This is a genomic window from Photobacterium sagamiensis, assembly GCF_050337085.1.
Taxonomy (GTDB): domain Bacteria; phylum Pseudomonadota; class Gammaproteobacteria; order Enterobacterales; family Vibrionaceae; genus Photobacterium; species Photobacterium sagamiensis.
The window spans coordinates 1-16,367 of sequence record NZ_JAKJSP010000064.1; the positions used below are offsets into that span (position 1 = coordinate 1).

Here is a 16,367-nt window from a genome sequence, read left to right on the forward strand (position 1 = left end):
CTTTCAACCTTTCAACATCGGCGTAATAACCAGGAACAGACAAGCAGCCTTCTTGACCGATTTCCTTATGATCACCACTTTCAATTATAGGGTTCACTAACACCAATGGCTCATTTCGGGATTGTGAAATATCGATAACAACGATAGCTTCCGTTCTGCCAACTTGCGTTGCAGCTAAACCAATACCATCATCGGTACTGTACATAGTTTCGAGCATGTCTTCGATTAATTGCTGAACTTGACTGATATCTTTAACTTCAGAAGCTTGAATTTTTAACTTCTGATTCGGAATTGTAAGTACTTCTAAAACTGCCATTTTACCTCGAAACTAAAATAAGGGCTTATAACGCCTAGAATAAGGTGTGCGAACGATACACTTACAAAGCGTACTGAACTCCACAGCAAAACCGCCGAGTGTAACGCATCACCTTGATTGCTTTAGGCAACAGTAGCCAAAGGTAAAGACTTGCAGTCATCTAGAATAAATAGTGGATGTTCTTTAAGCTTTCTCTTTGCAGGGACAATAGCAAGAAGTTCATCTTTCATCGTTGATGACGCTATCAGTCCGGTTGCTAACAGTGACAAGATTGATTCTGTTATTCCCATAGTCGTTGGAATAATTGAAGACCCTAAGGCCCATGTACCGACAGCACCGCCTGTTTTTAGAACAGAGCCTATTCTAAGAGCTTCCCATGCCTCACTTTCTTTTTCTTTGAGGTTTAAAAACTCTCGCTGAAGGTTAGTGATCAACTGAAGAAGCTCCTCGGGTGACTTATTGTCATACCGACCCATATTTCTCATTTTCTTTGAGAGTAGGTTCTTTGTCTGAGCAAGCACTGGTAAAGTTTGCTTTCGAATATGCAGAACATCATTCCATGAAGCTCCCTCAAGGGCTTGCTCAAGCTTATCGTTGTCAATAACACTATATTCCAATGAAAAATCTATAATAGAGTTATGCTGTTTGTATACGCTTGAATTAGATTTCAAAAAATCCATTGATATATTTGTATTAATCGCATCAATAGCAATTGGGGTTGCCCCTAGAGCTTGAGCCATTCGCATAGCTTTCAATGCTCTACCAACTCTCAAGTTTGCAATCATTAACCAATCATCGTTAATATCATCGAAAGTTATACCTGGCTGATATTCAACTGCATATTTTGACTTTGCCCCGCTTGGAGCAATACCGCCACCACTGATCAGTGTATTTGGCAATTTAAAAGGTGATTTAGAGTTAGTTGCATCTAGTGCAGCACTTCTTACTAAAGACTCTTTCGAAAGAGCTGAATTATGAGCAACCCAATATGACCCGGGATCAATTGTTTTTATATCGAACGAGTGAATAGGGTTCACTATTCTCCGGTTGACTAGAGAACTAACCCCTTTCATAACGTCATGATATAGCTCTTCATAACCATCAACTCTAGGATAGAGTCCTCTAGCAGCCCAGCCAACACTCATCGAACCAAAATCTTCAACAACCTCCTTATCATTAACTATCGCTTTATCTTCGATATGACTGAACCCCACGCTCTGGTGCTGAACGACTAACCTTTTAAGTTTATTTTCTGTAATGGGTTTATCACCAGTCATTACAAAGACACTACTTTCCACTCAGTTAACCCTCGATGTATTGTTGACTAATTCGATTTGTTGCCTAACGCCTGCATAACACGTTTACTACTATGCAGATTAAGCTGAATTTTACCGCCTTAATCACTGAAACTAAAGACAATCTAGAATGCCGAATGTAGTAAATCGTGTTGATGCGACTGTTATGTTCGTTCTGCCAATGATTGTTGTACTTCATGTCTAACATGTTCAAATGTTGGTCGAAAATGTGGCGCAAATTTTTGATCTAAGGACATTGATATAGTATCGAGATGGGTACATAAAATACTATCAAGGCTGGCAAAAACTCTTGCACGTTGAGACTTATAGTTTTCCATACCTAACGATAGGTCCAACTTAATAAGTGAGTGTAGCTGTGCATTTATTGCATTCCATGAGGCAAACAAACTTTCATAACAAATTAAGAAATCAAAAGACCTTTTTCCAAATTCTTTGATTATCAAATCAGGATCTTTATTTCCTTGATAGCTGGTATGAACTGAACAAACCTCAGCAGCATGATGACTTAGTATATCGCTCAACACTCGGTTATTCATAGTCGGAATTTTGCGTTCTAGTTCAGACTTTACAATCGAAGAAAAAAAGGCAATATCAGACTCGATTTTTTGTAATTTTAATGTATCTAGAGTGTATTGCTGCTGCTTTTGATGCTCTTTTAGTTGTACGTATAAAAAGGTGACAGATATTACTGTGATGATAGGACCTAGAACACCACCAAAGAAACTACCCATTTCAGCCCATTTGCTATGATCTGTCCAAACACCAAACACCAAACACCAAACACCAAACCCGAATTGATTGATGTAGAGAACTATTGGAAGCAATACAAGTACCGCGAAAAACATACCAACTAATTTCAATTTCCCCCCAAAAACATAACATTTTATTCAACGAACTCGGTTCGTATATCTCCTGTTTATCGGTAGATATACGAATGAAATATGCGATCTGAGTTCGGTATTTACCCAATCGATCATTTACGAGTAGCCAAGGTGAACCATCACAGCAATGATTAACCAAGCCTCTAAATGGCACGCTACCGCCCTCAGAAATCAATCTGCGCATGCCTTGTTATGCAGACAACGATACCACCAAAGATGTATGGATTTTTTGATGCTGTTCGGATTGTATGATTATTGTTGCTCATCTTGACATGGACGACAGGCACTGCGTAAGAACCCCGAATTATGGAAAGAGAAGTTTCAGGGACGCAAGGTTAATACTGCGCTACTAACCAATAACAAAACCGTCGTTGTGCCAGGAACGGAAACCATGAGCCTAAAATTTACCGAAGCCAAATTAGAACGAGCCATTATTGAGCCACTGGGCGAGCAAGGCTATGACCAGATCTACAGTTCTGGAACAATCATACTGTGACGCTATGCTCAGATAGTCGGGGATGGAAGCTGTCTGCCTCGATAGGCCGTCAGTGCCAATCCGCCCAGCCCGAACAGCACCACTGCCAGTTTAATTACCCCACCGACAATGGGAATGAGCTGTAACAGCCCCAGCAGGATGATGGCGATAAGAAAGGAGAGGATAAGCAGCCCCTTGCCTGCCGTTTCCCTTTTTCCGGTAAGGCGCAGGCCCAGATCGCCAACGGCAAAGATGCCGGTTACCACGGCAACCAATATCATCACCAGATAGCTGGCCAGCAGCCCCAGGGCAAGCAGCGAGCCAATGGTGGTGACAAACAGCAGCATGATTATCAGCGGGGTGGTGATCAGCACCATCACGCCCAGCCCGAGGCAGAGCCAGGGTTGGCTGTGCAGCATGACCATGGCTTGATCTGTCACCCGCGGAAACAGCAGATAAAGCACCACCCCGGTGGTCATCAGGCTGACGGCGAAAAATGTAAATGCAGCCAGCGGAACAGTGCCGTCCTGTTCCATATGCTCCGGAAGCGGCCGCTCGATGATGCGTCCGTCGATCACGGCATCGTCACCGAGCTTTGGCGGTTGCTCACTGCGCCAGATCAGATCACCGTGAAGGTGGGCGCCATCGAGGATCTCGATCTGCTCGGCTATCAGCTCCACATCTCCCATCACTTCCCCGCTGATAATTACATGGCGTGCCGCCGCCTTCAGTTCCCCGCCTACTTGTCCTGACACCCGCACCGATTCGCCAGCCAGCCAAGCCCAACTACCGATCCGGCTGCCTGACTCCAGGGTAACGTTTTCTCCCGCTGCCACCATATGATCGCCCACCTCGCCGCTGACGATCACCCGGCGACCGGCTGCACGCACATCATCTAACACTTTGGCGCGCAGATTAATGATTTCTGCAGCGGCGATCACATCGCCATTCACCGTATCGGTGACGTTGATCACCTGTCCGGCAGCGACAAGATCGCCTTTCACCTCGGCAAGTATTTCGATATGGCGGCCAGCGGTATAGAGATCGTGCTCGACCGGTGCACGGATCAGCACTGTTTCGCCCATGACTTGTGCCTGCAGCGCGGTTCCCCATATCAGGGTAAGTACAGCGGCAAAAAAACAGATAAGGGTGTGAGTTCGTGGGTTCATGGCATCCTTGTCCTCTGGAATCGAAGATCCTTCTCCTTTGATAGTAGAGTAAAAAACGGCTTGTATGCTGTTATTGGTATGTGTACCTCACGTTCCAAGCAGCAAGCGGATGAAAATATGTGATGGTTGTATACCCAAGTAACCTCAAGATGCAGGTAACTTGGGTATAAGTTCTACTTTAAAGCTGAATTAACGGAGAGCAGTTGAAGGCGGGCAGTCCAAAGCAGCGCAGGGCATCAATATAGCAATCACGTTTTACTTTGCCGGCAGGTCGACTGGAAGGTGATAGGCCGTCTTCGACTGCGCAATGGGTAAAATGGATAGTGGTGTTATTTTCTCGCCATTGCAGTGTGTCGAACAATACCTGTGAGCGATGAACATGAATGGATGCACTGATCAGCGTTGCGCGATGGATCTGATGTTGAGCCAGCAGTGCTAAGCTGAATAGGGCATTGTCTATGGTGTTGGTTGCCTGATCTTCTTCTATGACTCGGTCAGCTGAGATCCCTTGATCTACTAGCCAGGTTTTCATGGCTTGAGACTCTGTTCTTCCCGCTTTTTCGAGCCCGCCAGTGACGATGATGACACTGCGTGGGTATCGCTTTGCGAGGTCTACCGTGAGTCTCAGTCGTTGCAATAGCTGAGCAGCCATTGAGCCATCATCATTTAGCTTGAACCCTAATGTGATGATGGCATGGTTGAAATGCGCATCTTCAGTTGGTAATTCATTTTCTCGTAATTCACCAGGACAATAGTGAACAGGCGTCGACACGATGCTTTCTACTTTACTCAATAAGCACGCTACCTTGTTAGCTAAGGGCTTATCCGCCGTGATGAGCTGTTCAAGATACTGCTGGGACTCGGGTAAATTGCCTTGGTAGTAGTGCCATACCGACAGGTAAATCAGGGCCAAATTTTTTTCGGATGCTGATGTTGCCGACGAAAGGGCATGTTGGTAGGAGTGTAATGCGAGCCCTATGTCACCACGAAAGGTTTGCATATTCGCCAAAGTGATCTGTAAATCTTGCCGCTTCGGCTCATGGGCTATCGCTTGTGTTAAATAATATTCAACAGCTACAAGATTACTGACATAACGTCCTTGCAGAGGGTAACTGTCTCGATTTGGGCAATTAAAGGCAGTCAGGGCATTATGTAATAGTTGGGTCATCATAGGCGTATCATTGGGGCTTTAAAAGGTATTGTCAGACTGTTAGCTATTACATAATGATCAATAATTATTTAGAAGGCGAGTAAAAATAAAATTTTCCGTCATGCATAGTCAGATTCATCTACTTTAAATGAGTAAGCCAATTCGTTTTGGGAGTTTCAAATTAAAGGAGCAAACGATGAACAATCCATTCAAACAGCATGGTGCATTTAGCTGGTCTGAACTGATAGTCGATGATCCGGAAAAAGCGGTTCAGTTCTACAAAGACGTTGTGGGCTGGGAAGTTGAAGTCATGCAAATGCCTGAAACTGTTTACCATGTTGTTAAAGCCGGAGGAGAACCTGTCGGTGGTATTATGGCTAAGCCGGAAGGTTTTGAAAAAATCCCCAACTATTGGGGAACATATATTACAGTGGATGACGTTGATGCCTGCTTAGCCAAAGCAGAAGCGGCAGGCGGAAAAGCCGTTTATCCGCCAATGGATGTACCGGGTGTCGGCCGAATGTGTGCTTTCTATGATAATAGCGGGGCAGTTCTCTCTGTTATTACTTATGAAGAAAAAGAAGAATGAGTTGCTAGTATGGGCAAGGTTCGGTCTGATTGTGATTTTCTAGACGTAGTGAACCTTGCCTGTTATATTAAAATTTCTGTAATTCATTGATCTAACCTAAAAAATTAAGCAATAACATAAACCAATTATTCAACATCGGCATATAAAACGGTATCCTGACGATTCTTTTGTTCATCTCGGTTTTAGTCTAGGAGAAACGAAATGCCTTACGATACGTTAATCACGATCGGCGTGCTTATAGTTGTTGCTATTGTCTTTATTGCGTCAGGTGTCAAAACTGTCCCTCAGGGAAGTAATTGGACAGTAGAGCGCTTTGGCCGATATACCAAAACCATCTACCCTGGTTTAAATTTGATCGTGCCATTTTTTGATCGGATTGGAAACAAGATCAGTGTGATGGAGCGAGTACTCGATATTCCCGCTCAAGAAGTGATTTCTCGTGATAATGCGAGTGTGACTATTGATGCTGTTTGTTTTATCCAAGTCATTGATGCGGCTAAAGCAGCCTATGAAGTTAATGATCTGGAACATGCCATTCGTAATCTGACCTTAACAAATATGCGTACAGTATTGGGCTCGATGGAGCTGGATGAAATGCTGTCGCAACGAGATACCATTAATACCCGATTATTAACGATTGTTGATCAGGCAACTAATTCGTGGGGAGTTAAAGTGACTCGTATTGAGATCCGAGATGTTCAACCACCGGCGGATCTTATTTTAGCGATGAATGCGCAAATGAAGGCTGAACGTAACAAGCGTGCCGATATTCTTGAAGCGGAAGGGGTTCGTCAGGGAGAAATTCTTCGAGCAGAAGGTCATAAGCAGTCTGAAATTTTACGAGCAGAAGGCGACAAGCAGGCAGCGATTCTTCAGGCAGAAGCCCGTGAACGTGCGGCAGAAGCAGAAGCAAGGGCAACAACCATGGTTTCTGATGCGATAGCCCAAGGTGATGTGAAGGCGATCAATTACTTCATTGCTCAAGGTTATACCGATGCATTGAAATCGATCGGTCAGGCAGAGAATGGCAAAGTCATTATGTTGCCACTTGAAGCGACAGGCTTAATGGGCTCTGTGGCGGGGATTGCTGAACTACTGAGTTCCAAATCAGAACCATCAAAAGGTACAAACGCATGATTGAACTGCTTGAACAGATGAATGGCTGGCATTGGCTGGCTTTCGGTTTAGCATTGCTGGCATTTGAGCTTTTAGGAACTGCTGGTTACTTGCTATGGCTGGGAATATCAGCTGTTCTGGTTGGATTAATTATGTCATTCATGCCATTGAGCTGGTCAGTTCAATGGCTGACATTTGTGGTGTTTTCTCTTTTCACTACATGGTTATGGTGGCGCTATCAACATCGTCAGGATCGTGCAGAGGATAAACACCGGACATTGAATAAACGAACGGAACAGCTTATTGGGCAGATATGTATACTGGATCAGCCGGTCCCAGTCGGCCCGGGCCGCATGAAGCTGGGAGATACCACCTGGGCTGTTCGATCTGATGTAGAGCTTGATGCCGGTACGCTGGTAGAAGTGATTGCCGTTGATGGCATTACTTTGGTGATAAGGCCTAAACAGTAAGAGCCGTTATCAACCACAAGCGAATATGTACTGGGTAATTAAACACCGTAGCCATTCTGAAAGTCAGACATCAGAAGTCGCTACGGTTTTTTTTTGACGATAGATCGTCTTTTATTTGAACCACTGAAAGGACGCACTCAATCATTAGCATGCAGAATATGGCTTCTGTTCATGATTGATTCATCTTTGTTCAGATATGCTGTATTCAATCTTGAGGTGGTTTGGGTATTAACTGAACTGTTACAGGCTGAAAACCTGAATTGAATTAAAGAGGCACGAATATGAGAAATCTTATTGCTGGTTTTATTGCTTTGGTAGTTGGTCTTTTCACCGTGTCATTTGCCGCAATCATGGGGCTGTTTATTGCTGTTGCAGCGTTATTAGCCAGACCATTTATTAAAAAAAGAATGGCGTATGCGCAGGCAGGCTATTCGCAAGCGGGCTATTCACAAGCGAGATATACACCAACGGGTTATGCCAAAGCCAATATGGCAGATCCTCACACCGTGATCGATGGTGAATGTGAAGACATTACCGCCAGCCGCAAATTTTGAGGCTAGTACCAATTCACTGTGAAACGGTACTCGGATATTCAGATTAAAAAAAATATTAAACGCCAGCGATTTCCCCTCGCTGGCGTTTTTAGTGGTATCAACTGACGTTATGATCACTCTGCATTATAGATCTTGGCTTTGACCATTTTTCGGTACTTGCTTGGGGTTAAACTGAACTCTTGTTGAAATCGGGTCGAAAAATGATAAGCATCTTTGTAGCCGACTTGTTCTGCCACCTCTTGTACTGACATACCAAAATCTCGTAATAGCTGTTGCGCTGTTTCCATCCTGATTTTTTGCAGATACTGATGGGGAGACTGGCCAATCTGATCTTTGAATTTCCGATTAAAGGTTCTTAGTGGTATCCCGCATTGTATCGCCACACTTTGTGCGGTCATCGGTTGTGACAGATTACGTTTCATCCAGTCTTGAGCAAGCGCAATGGATTCATCAAACTGCACCTGTCCGCCAATTTGGTAGAAAGGCTGTTGGGCTGATTTCGAAATTTCATGGCCGAAATGGGTTTCAATGGTATTGGCTATCTTCTGACCAAAGTTTTCTGCAATCAAATATAAAATCATCTCTGACTGGGAGTTAATACTGCCGGTACAGAACAGGCCGTTGGCAGCCGTAATCGAAGCTTGTCGATTCAGCTGTACACGGGGATAACGCGCTGCAAACTTTTCATAAAAGTACCAATGGGTTGTTGCGACCTGATTATCGAGTAATCCGGTTTCAGCCAGCCAGGAGACACCGGTGCCGGTCGCGACCAGTTTTGCGCCATGCTGGTATTGCCTGATCAACCAGGGAACGATCTCGGGGGTATGACTGAGCGATGATATCGGATTTCCCCACATTGGGGGCAGTACGACGATGTCGAAAATGTGTTCGTCTTCAAAGGTCATATCGGGCTGAAGCTTGATCCCTGCGGTAAGCTTAGGCGACTTCAAAGAAGGGGCGATCAGTTTGATATCAAAAGGGTTGTCACGTTGTTGCTTTCGTTCTCTTAAACTTGCGGCGCTGCTCAACATTTCAGCAGCCAGCGATACGCCGGTTATCAGAGCACGATGGTATAAGACAAATCCCACTTTCATCTATTCACTCTCAATCATATAAATAACGCTCAAATACCACGCTGGCTTGAATGGCAGTGATTTTGGCATATTTACAAGGTGATTAACCAGTGTAAGTTGATATCCTTCTGTTTAAAACAATGTTTGATATAGGTTCAGAATGACTAAGTTACCTCTTATCGTTGGTTTTGGTGGCATTAACGCTGCTGGCCGTAGTTCAGGCTTTCACAGTTACAAGCGTATGGTCGCCGATGTATTAACCGCAGATGAGATGAACATGACCTGGCAGGATCTGGCTCGCCGCATGGGGCTGGAGAACGGTGAGGACGTCAGTGAAGGCGCTGTTAATGAAGATATTATCGCAGCGATTAAAGCGGGTACGCTGGTGCGTCGAATCGACTCATTTGATCCTGAGAACTTGCTATATCAATACAAAACCACATTAAGCTCCGAAAACGATCAGATTTCGTTCACGTTACGAAAGTCAAAATTGCCGGCAGTGATCCCGGACAACTGGAGCGTGGAAGAACAAGGCAGCAAAGTGACCGTGACGGTAAACGGTAACCTGGATGCGCTGCTGGAAGATCGGGTGACTTTTCCTGTGAGCAGCGGTGGTAATATTCCTGCCGGTTTCGATCCGGGTACACGGTATAACTCTCGTTTCCACCCTCGGGGTCTGAAACTGACAGTGTATGGCGCGTCAGATGCCCTGAATTCACTGGGCGTGGACTGGTCAGAGGTTCTTCGGCATATCAAGCCAGACGAAGTGTCTGTCTATGCCGGTAGTGGTCTGGGGCAAATCGATGATCAATCATTGGCGGGTATGTTGGCTGCGCCATTAACTGGTGGTCGTGTCAGTACAAAGATGATGGCTTTATCATTTGCGGAAATGCCTGCTGATTTTATCAATGGCTATGTGATTAACAGCGTTGGTACTACAGGTACGAATATGGGGGCTTGTGCAACCTTCCTGTATAACTTACGTCAGGGTATGTACGATATCCAGCATGGCAAATCTAAAGTAGCGATTGTGGGTAATGCCGAAGCGCCGGTTGTTGCCGAAATTATGGAAGGCTTCCGTGTGATGGGCGCGTTGGCTGAAGATGAACAATTAAAAGCATTAGATAACAGCGATACGGTTGATAATAGCCGCGCATGTCGACCATTTTCCTCTAATGCTGGCTTTACGATGGCCGAATCTGCCCAGTTTGTGGTGCTGATGGATGATGAGCTGGCCTTAACGCTGGGGCTCAATATATATGGTTCGGTCGCTGATGTATTTATCAACGCGGATGCCAACAAAAAATCCATTTCAGCGCCAGGTGTTGGTAATTACGTAACGGTTGCTAAAGCGACAGCCCTGGCGAAAGCGATCCTTGGTGAAGAAGGCGTTAAGCAGACATTTGTTCAGGCGCATGGTACCGGCACGCCGCAGAACCGTGTTACCGAAAGCCATATTCTGAATGAAGTAGCGAAAACCTTTGCCATTGATAACTGGCCGGTTACCGCTATTAAATCGTATGTTGGTCACTCGATGAGTGTCGCTGCGGGCGATCAGTTAATTGCTTCGTTAGGTGTATGGCAATATGGCTGGATCCCGGGTATTCAAACTATCGATCATATTGCTGACGATGTGCACCAATCAAACCTGAACATTCTGACTGATCATGCTTTCGCGGGTCTGAAAGGGGAAGACTATAAAGCGGTGATCCTTAATGCCAAAGGTTTTGGCGGTAATAATGCAACCGGTCTGGTGTTATCGCCGGCTCAGACTCTTGATATGTTACTGGCTAAACATGGTGCTGATGCGCTGGCGGCTTATTACGATAGGAATGTCGAGATCAAGACGCGTATCGAGATCCGCGATCAAGAAGCTTGCCTGGGTAATGAAACCATTCGCTATCATTTTGGTGAAAGTGTCATGGATGAAACGTCTGTGTCGATGACACAAAATGAGTTACGTCTTTCTGAGTTTGAACAGGCAATTCCATTGCCTCAAGAGAATCCATACGCGGATTATTGTTGATCGTTAATTGACTCCCACCTTATATAAAGACCGCGGTACCAATTCTTTCCGGAATTGGTACCGCGGTCTCGCATTTTTACTTCTTTCATGATCTTGTTTTATAAAGATTTGTCATCTACCAATAAGTACGAGTACTCTTTCGTATAGACTATGAATTGTTGATGTTCCTAAACATGTCATCCCGGAATTGAGGAACGAAATATCCGGGATCCAGTTCTAACCGTGTGCTCCTTAGATTCCGTATAAGTTCGTTCCTCACCTTACGGAAAGACGACGTTTGGTGACTGAGCTTGTCAACTTCTTTGATGAAGTACTAAGGGGGAAGTCTCAGATTCATTTAATGACGTGAACGCAGGAAAACGAGTAATTATGGCGAATATTCTTCTGTTAGCTAACTTAAATTGTGACCGCGTTTTACAGCTTGATAAACCGCTAACCATGGGAGGGCGTCACCATTATAAAGATGCTGGCCGACGGTTAGGTGGTGGTGGGGCCAATACAGGTTTAGGCTTGATATGGGCAGGCCACCGTGTGGCTTTAGTCAGCCAGGTTGGTCGGGATGAAACCGCAGACTGGTTATTGGCAGAAGCCAGCTTGCAAGGTTTAGATTGTCACTTATTACAACGAAATGATGTCGTGACGCCTGAATTAATATTGATGATGACGCCTGATGGTGAAAGAACCATTATTCGCCCTGAACGTCCTGTTTTCAAATTGGGTAACGCGCCAGATTTTACCCAATGGGATGCGCTGTATATCAACTCATCGGCTTTAGGTGGTGAGATCTGGGCTGAAGCTGCATTGGATAAAACCCTGGTTGTCGCCCAGTTAGCCAAAGATGAGCGCTCTCGCCCTTGTCACGTGTTGATTTCATCTGAGTCTGATATGGCAGGCCGTACCAAGCGATCGGGACGTGAGCTGTCAGTGTGGCAATATGGTCAACAAATCGCGGGAAGCCATTTGCGCTATTTTATTATCACGGATGGTGAGAAAGGGGCTACGGCTTACACCGAGCATGAACAGTTTCATGTTCCCGCGGTATCTGCAGAAGTTATTGATACTACGGGGGCTGGTGATGCCTTTGCGTCTGGCTTGATTAACGGATTGCTACAGGAGGTTTCTATTACGGATGCTATGGCCGAGGGCGCGATGTGGGCGTCATTTGCCGTCGCAACGAAAAGTTCCATTCCGGGGGCGGTGTTAAAGCGCTATCTGGACGATGCCCAAAACTGCTAATCTAATAAAAAAGCGCTGACAAGCAGTAGCTAATCAGCGCTCTCTTTATGTTATTTCGCGAGAATTATTTCTTCAGGTGAGTGATTTTAGTTTTGTTTTTAATCGCCTGACGTAATTTGACCCGACGCTCTGCCGCTGATTGATCGGTTGGGTTGTTAGTACGACCTTTGCGATCTTTGAATGCAGATTTGGTCTGCATCTTCTGTAGCAGCGCATCACGGCTGGCAGGCTCATAGCCAGCAAGCTGTACGCGGTGAATGCGCTGACCAATCAGTGTTTCAACCTGTACCAGGGTTAATTCTTCTTCACGGCTCACGAAAGAGACAGCGTGACCCTTCTGACCGGCACGACCGGTACGGCCAATACGGTGTACATAGTCTTCGGCCAGGAACGGCATATCATAGTTCACCACATGTGGCAGGCCTTGAATATCAAGACCACGAGCAGCAACTTCTGTCGCGACCATCACGCGCGCTTTGCCTTCTTTGAACTCGTCCAGGGCACGACGACGGGCGCTCTGCGCTTTGTCACCATGACATAGTACGGTTTTAATACCATCGAGTTTCAGTTCATCAACCAGCATGTTTGCGGTTTCTTTGTAGTTCACGAAAACCAGCACTTGCTGCCAGTTTTTCTTACCGATAAGTTCAGACAACAGCTCGCGCTTGCGATCTTCATCAACAGGGTAAACAACATGAGACACGGTATCAGCGGTAGCATTTTCACGGTCAACAGAAATACGCTTAGGTTTACGCATAATTTCGGTTGATAGCTTGTTCATCTGGCTAGAGAAGGTTGCAGAGAACAACATCGTCTGAGGCTGGGAGCGAATACCACTCATGATAGAGCGAATGTCTGTAATAAAGCCCATGTCTAACATGCGGTCAGCTTCATCGAAAACCAGAAATTCCAGGTTCGCCAGAGAAACATTTTTAAGTTCCAGGTGTTCAAGTAAACGGCCTGGGGTAGCCACCAGGATATCTAAGCCTTGTTCCAGCTTTTTCTCTTGAGATGACATCTTGGTGCCGCCGTAAATAGCAGCAACATTGATAGATACATATTTGGTGTAGTCTTCAATGTTTTTTGCGATCTGCGCGGCTAGCTCACGAGTCGGAGCAAGGATAAGAGCGCGAACATTGAAGCGGCTACGTGGCTTAGGGCTGTTGCAAATCTGCTGGATAATAGGCAAAGAAAATGCGGCAGTTTTACCTGTACCTGTTTGTGCATTCGCAAGGATATCATGTCCACGACGAGCGTGTGGGATAGCCTGTTTCTGAATGGGGGTTAGCTTTTCGTAACCACATTCAGTAAGGGCGCGCACAATTTCCGGAGAAAAGTTTTGTGATGAAAATGACATTCTTTGTTCCTAAAGCAGACGGCTAAATTACCCATACATTCAATATTGACGTGTCGCTAAACCACCGAATGTAATACAAGCCTGACTAAAAATACGGTGGCAGATTATAGAGTAATAATCATAGTCTGTGGGCACTAATTTTGTATATTTGCCGATTATTTGTCCATTTTTATCAGTAATGGTCGCAGATGAGTAATGAAAAGGTGTTTTGGCCGTGACGTTATTGCTGTCGGCACCTGATCCGGTGAACTTTCTATTGCTGAGGGGCTGACTGAGAATTGCCTTGTCATCGTGGTGTGTCCATTTCTCTAGTTTTGTATTCCAGGCAATACTGCTTAAGTATTCTTTCCTTTAGCTCTGCCAGTAAAACTCGTAAACTACTAAACCTATTTATCTACTGTCATAAACTTCATGCGCGAAAACACTGCGACAGTTTCTCACTCTTCTTATCCTGATTTAGCCCGGCACCTGTTTCAAATGACGTGGCCGATGTTATTCGGGGTATTGTCATTAATGAGCTTTCAGCTTGTTGATAGCGCCTTTATCGGTCAGCTTGGTGTCTTACCGCTTGCGGCGCAAGGTTTTACCCTGCCGATGCAAATGGTGGTCATTGGCCTGCAGGTCGGTTTGGGTATTGCGACGACATCGTTGATCTCCCGTGTTCTTGGGGCAAATGAACCGCAACGCGCGAAACAACTGGGTGGCCTGGTGGTACTTACTGGCGGTGTTGGTGTGTTTGCCATTTGCTGCGTGATCTGGCTGCTGCGCGGACAGATCCTGAGCTTGTTGGGGGCACCGGAAAACGTCTTTCCAGTGATTGATGCTTATTGGCCTGTGTGGCTGGGGAGTTCATGGACCGGTGCTATGGTCTATTTTGCTTACAGCTTATGCCGTGCCAATGGTAATACCATGGTGCCTGGCATCATGATGGTTGTGACCAGTTTGCTGAATATCGCCTTGGATCCGCTGTTTATTTTCACCTTTGACTTGGGGTTAACGGGGGCAGCATGGGCAACCATTGTGTCTTTCGGTGCGGGAATGCTGGTGGTATATCCTCTGGTAATTAAACGGCATTGGATGAGCTTTCAATGGCAGGGGCTTGATGTCTTATCATCTGTTAAAGAGCTGGGGCATATCATGGCACCGGCTATGTTAAGTCAGTTATTACCGCCTTTGTCATCCATGCTCGCCACAAAATTAGTGGCCGGGTTCGGTGCTGCAACCGTTGCTGCCTGGGCGTTAGGTTCGCGATTAGAGTTTTTCTCGATTGTGGTGATCCTGGCGCTTACCATGTCGATGCCTCCGATGATTGGCAGGTTGCTGGGGGCTGGTGATATCAAGAAAATCAAAGCGCTGGTCGGGATTGCGGTTAAGTTTGTTTTGATTTGGCAGCTACTGATCGCCGCGATTCTGTTCGTTGTATCACCCTATTTGTCGCAATTACTAACCAGTGAAGTCAGTGTCGGCAATGTACTGTCAATTCATCTGACGTGGCTGCCAATTAGCCTTGGCCCGTTAGGGGTGTGTATGTTGATGGTATCAATTTGTAACGCACTGTCTCTGCCAATGCGAGCTTTACTGATCTCCGGTCTGCGCTTATTTGTTTGCTTCCTGCCAGTTCTATGGTTGGGCGCATATCTTGCCGGGCTCGAAGGTATGTTTGTTGGCGCCATGCTGGGTAATTTTGCTGCTGGTGTTATGGCTTGGGTACTCTATCAAAGAGGTATCCAGACAGTGATTAAGAAATATTGCTAAATGAAATTTGAAAACAATAAAGAAGGAACAATCAATGAAAACGTTCACCATAGATTCTAAAACCATGAACTATATGGACAAAGGTGAAGGGCCAGTGTTGGTCTTTGGCCACAGTTACCTATGGGATAGCGAAATGTGGGCACCTCAGGTTGAGGTGTTAAGCAAACAGTATCGTTGTATTGTTCCGGATTTGTGGAGCCATGGCCAGTCAGACGCGGCTCCGGCGAAAACACGTAATCTTAGAGATTATGCGCAAGATGTACTGAGCCTGATGGATCACCTGAATATCGATACGTTCTCATTAGTGGGGCTGTCAGTTGGTGGTATGTGGGGAACTGAACTGACAGTTTTGGCCCCGAGCCGTGTTAAGTCTTTAGTACTGATGGATACCTTTGTCGGTTTTGAGCCAGAAGTCATGCACAAGAAGTATTTTGACATGATGGATGCGATTGCCGCCGCGCAGCAAGTTCCAGCCCCGATGGTGGATGCGATCACCCCGATGTTCTTTGCGCGTAACGCGGAACAAGAAAACCCTGAATTAGTCGCCAAATTCCGTTCTCACCTGGCGTCAATTACCGGCCAGCATGCCGTCAATGTTACCCAGATTGGACGAATGGTCTTTGGTCGCCGTGATGCCTTTGATGATATTGAAAATTTTGCTTTGCCGACGTTGATCATGGTTGGTGCACAAGATACTCCGCGTCCACCATTAGAAGCGCAACTGATGCAAGATGCGATTACAGGTAGTGAATTGGTGATTGTGCCCGATGCTGGCCATATCAGTAATTTGGAACAGCCGGAGTTCGTTACAAAGAAGCTGGTTAGCTTCTTTGATAAGGTATATGCCTAGTTATTAACTTATTCATTTCAACTGCGATAAAGCC

15 protein-coding genes are annotated in these 16,367 nt (G+C 45.6%); 8 read left to right on the forward strand and 7 right to left on the reverse strand.

Annotated features, from left to right (window positions below; all coding sequences use genetic code 11):
• From L4D76_RS24355 to L4D76_RS24375, 5 genes are all read right to left on the reverse strand, one after another.
• Positions 1-316, reverse strand: a 316-nt coding sequence (locus tag L4D76_RS24355) for a peptide deformylase (RefSeq protein WP_428443455.1), incomplete at its 3' end; no start/stop codon positions are given.
• 122 nt (positions 317-438) lie between these two features.
• A complete protein-coding gene (locus L4D76_RS24360) occupies positions 439-1,614 on the reverse strand; it encodes a hypothetical protein (protein ID WP_428443456.1) in 1,176 nt (391 codons plus the stop codon).
• 161 nt (positions 1,615-1,775) lie between these two features.
• The gene (locus tag L4D76_RS24365) at positions 1,776-2,492 is read right to left on the reverse strand and encodes a hypothetical protein (protein WP_428443457.1); all 717 of its coding nucleotides are present in this window, start codon (positions 2,490-2,492) and stop codon (positions 1,776-1,778) included.
• Between the two features lie 525 nt (positions 2,493-3,017).
• A complete protein-coding gene (locus tag L4D76_RS24370) occupies positions 3,018-4,157 on the reverse strand; it encodes a DUF8173 domain-containing protein (RefSeq protein WP_428443458.1) in 1,140 nt (379 codons plus the stop codon).
• A 178-nt stretch (positions 4,158-4,335) separates the two neighbouring features.
• Positions 4,336-5,328, reverse strand: coding sequence for an ElyC/SanA/YdcF family protein (locus L4D76_RS24375; protein ID WP_428443459.1), 993 nt, complete (start codon positions 5,326-5,328; stop codon positions 4,336-4,338).
• A 175-nt stretch (positions 5,329-5,503) separates the two neighbouring features.
• Between L4D76_RS24375 and L4D76_RS24380 the strand changes: the two genes are divergently transcribed.
• The 4 genes from L4D76_RS24380 (at position 5,504) to L4D76_RS24395 (ending at position 8,036) form a co-directional block, all read left to right on the forward strand.
• On the forward strand, positions 5,504-5,896 hold the full coding sequence (locus L4D76_RS24380; protein WP_428443460.1) for a VOC family protein: 393 nt from the start codon (positions 5,504-5,506) through the stop codon (positions 5,894-5,896).
• Positions 5,897-6,097: 201 nt separating this feature from the next.
• Positions 6,098-7,033: an SPFH domain-containing protein gene (locus tag L4D76_RS24385; protein ID WP_428443461.1), complete on the forward strand. Its 936-nt coding sequence runs from the start codon at positions 6,098-6,100 to the stop codon at positions 7,031-7,033.
• Entirely contained in the window at positions 7,030-7,482 is a 453-nt protein-coding gene (locus tag L4D76_RS24390) for an NfeD family protein (RefSeq protein WP_428443462.1), read from the forward strand. The genes L4D76_RS24385 and L4D76_RS24390 overlap by 4 nt, the downstream gene beginning before the upstream one ends.
• 281 nt (positions 7,483-7,763) lie before the next feature.
• Positions 7,764-8,036 carry a hypothetical protein gene (locus tag L4D76_RS24395; RefSeq protein WP_428443463.1) on the forward strand — a complete coding sequence of 91 codons (273 nt, stop codon included), beginning with the start codon at positions 7,764-7,766 and terminating at the stop codon, positions 8,034-8,036.
• A 113-nt stretch (positions 8,037-8,149) separates the two neighbouring features.
• Here the strand turns inward: L4D76_RS24395 and L4D76_RS24400 are convergent, their stop codons facing one another.
• A complete protein-coding gene (locus tag L4D76_RS24400) occupies positions 8,150-9,130 on the reverse strand; it encodes a GlxA family transcriptional regulator (RefSeq protein ID WP_428443464.1) in 981 nt (326 codons plus the stop codon).
• A gap of 139 nt (positions 9,131-9,269) precedes the next feature.
• On the opposite strand from L4D76_RS24400, the gene L4D76_RS24405 reads away from it, so the two are divergent.
• Both L4D76_RS24405 and L4D76_RS24410 read left to right on the forward strand, forming a co-directional pair.
• Entirely contained in the window at positions 9,270-11,135 is a 1,866-nt protein-coding gene (locus L4D76_RS24405; RefSeq protein ID WP_428443465.1) for a beta-ketoacyl synthase, read from the forward strand.
• 369 nt (positions 11,136-11,504) lie between these two features.
• Positions 11,505-12,371, forward strand: a complete 867-nt coding sequence (locus tag L4D76_RS24410; RefSeq protein WP_428443466.1) for a PfkB family carbohydrate kinase — start codon at positions 11,505-11,507, stop codon at positions 12,369-12,371.
• 64 nt (positions 12,372-12,435) lie between these two features.
• Here the strand turns inward: L4D76_RS24410 and L4D76_RS24415 are convergent, their stop codons facing one another.
• A complete protein-coding gene (locus L4D76_RS24415; protein WP_428443467.1) occupies positions 12,436-13,728 on the reverse strand; it encodes a DEAD/DEAH box helicase in 1,293 nt (430 codons plus the stop codon).
• A gap of 411 nt (positions 13,729-14,139) precedes the next feature.
• Here L4D76_RS24415 and L4D76_RS24420 point away from each other — a divergent pair, with 411 nt between their 5' ends.
• Positions 14,140-15,483, forward strand: coding sequence for an MATE family efflux transporter (locus tag L4D76_RS24420; RefSeq protein WP_428443468.1), 1,344 nt, complete (start codon positions 14,140-14,142; stop codon positions 15,481-15,483).
• A 34-nt stretch (positions 15,484-15,517) separates the two neighbouring features.
• Positions 15,518-16,333: an alpha/beta fold hydrolase gene (locus L4D76_RS24425; RefSeq protein WP_428443469.1), complete on the forward strand. Its 816-nt coding sequence runs from the start codon at positions 15,518-15,520 to the stop codon at positions 16,331-16,333.
• Positions 16,334-16,367 lie beyond the last annotated feature (34 nt).

Bases quoted from the DNA above. Each gene is read 5' to 3' on its own strand.
- L4D76_RS24370 (WP_428443458.1), bottom strand. From the start codon at position 4,157: ATGAACCCACGAACTCACACCCTTATCTGTTTTTTTGCCGCTGTACTT.
- L4D76_RS24375 (WP_428443459.1), bottom strand. From the start codon at position 5,328: ATGATGACCCAACTATTACATAATGCCCTGACTGCCTTTAATTGCCCA.
- L4D76_RS24380 (WP_428443460.1), top strand. From the start codon at position 5,504: ATGAACAATCCATTCAAACAGCATGGTGCATTTAGCTGGTCTGAACTG.
- L4D76_RS24385 (WP_428443461.1), top strand. From the start codon at position 6,098: ATGCCTTACGATACGTTAATCACGATCGGCGTGCTTATAGTTGTTGCT.
- L4D76_RS24390 (WP_428443462.1), top strand. From the start codon at position 7,030: ATGATTGAACTGCTTGAACAGATGAATGGCTGGCATTGGCTGGCTTTC.
- L4D76_RS24395 (WP_428443463.1), top strand. From the start codon at position 7,764: ATGAGAAATCTTATTGCTGGTTTTATTGCTTTGGTAGTTGGTCTTTTC.
- L4D76_RS24400 (WP_428443464.1), bottom strand. From the start codon at position 9,130: ATGAAAGTGGGATTTGTCTTATACCATCGTGCTCTGATAACCGGCGTA.
- L4D76_RS24405 (WP_428443465.1), top strand. From the start codon at position 9,270: ATGACTAAGTTACCTCTTATCGTTGGTTTTGGTGGCATTAACGCTGCT.
- L4D76_RS24410 (WP_428443466.1), top strand. From the start codon at position 11,505: ATGGCGAATATTCTTCTGTTAGCTAACTTAAATTGTGACCGCGTTTTA.
- L4D76_RS24415 (WP_428443467.1), bottom strand. From the start codon at position 13,728: ATGTCATTTTCATCACAAAACTTTTCTCCGGAAATTGTGCGCGCCCTT.
- L4D76_RS24420 (WP_428443468.1), top strand. From the start codon at position 14,140: ATGCGCGAAAACACTGCGACAGTTTCTCACTCTTCTTATCCTGATTTA.
- L4D76_RS24425 (WP_428443469.1), top strand. From the start codon at position 15,518: ATGAAAACGTTCACCATAGATTCTAAAACCATGAACTATATGGACAAA.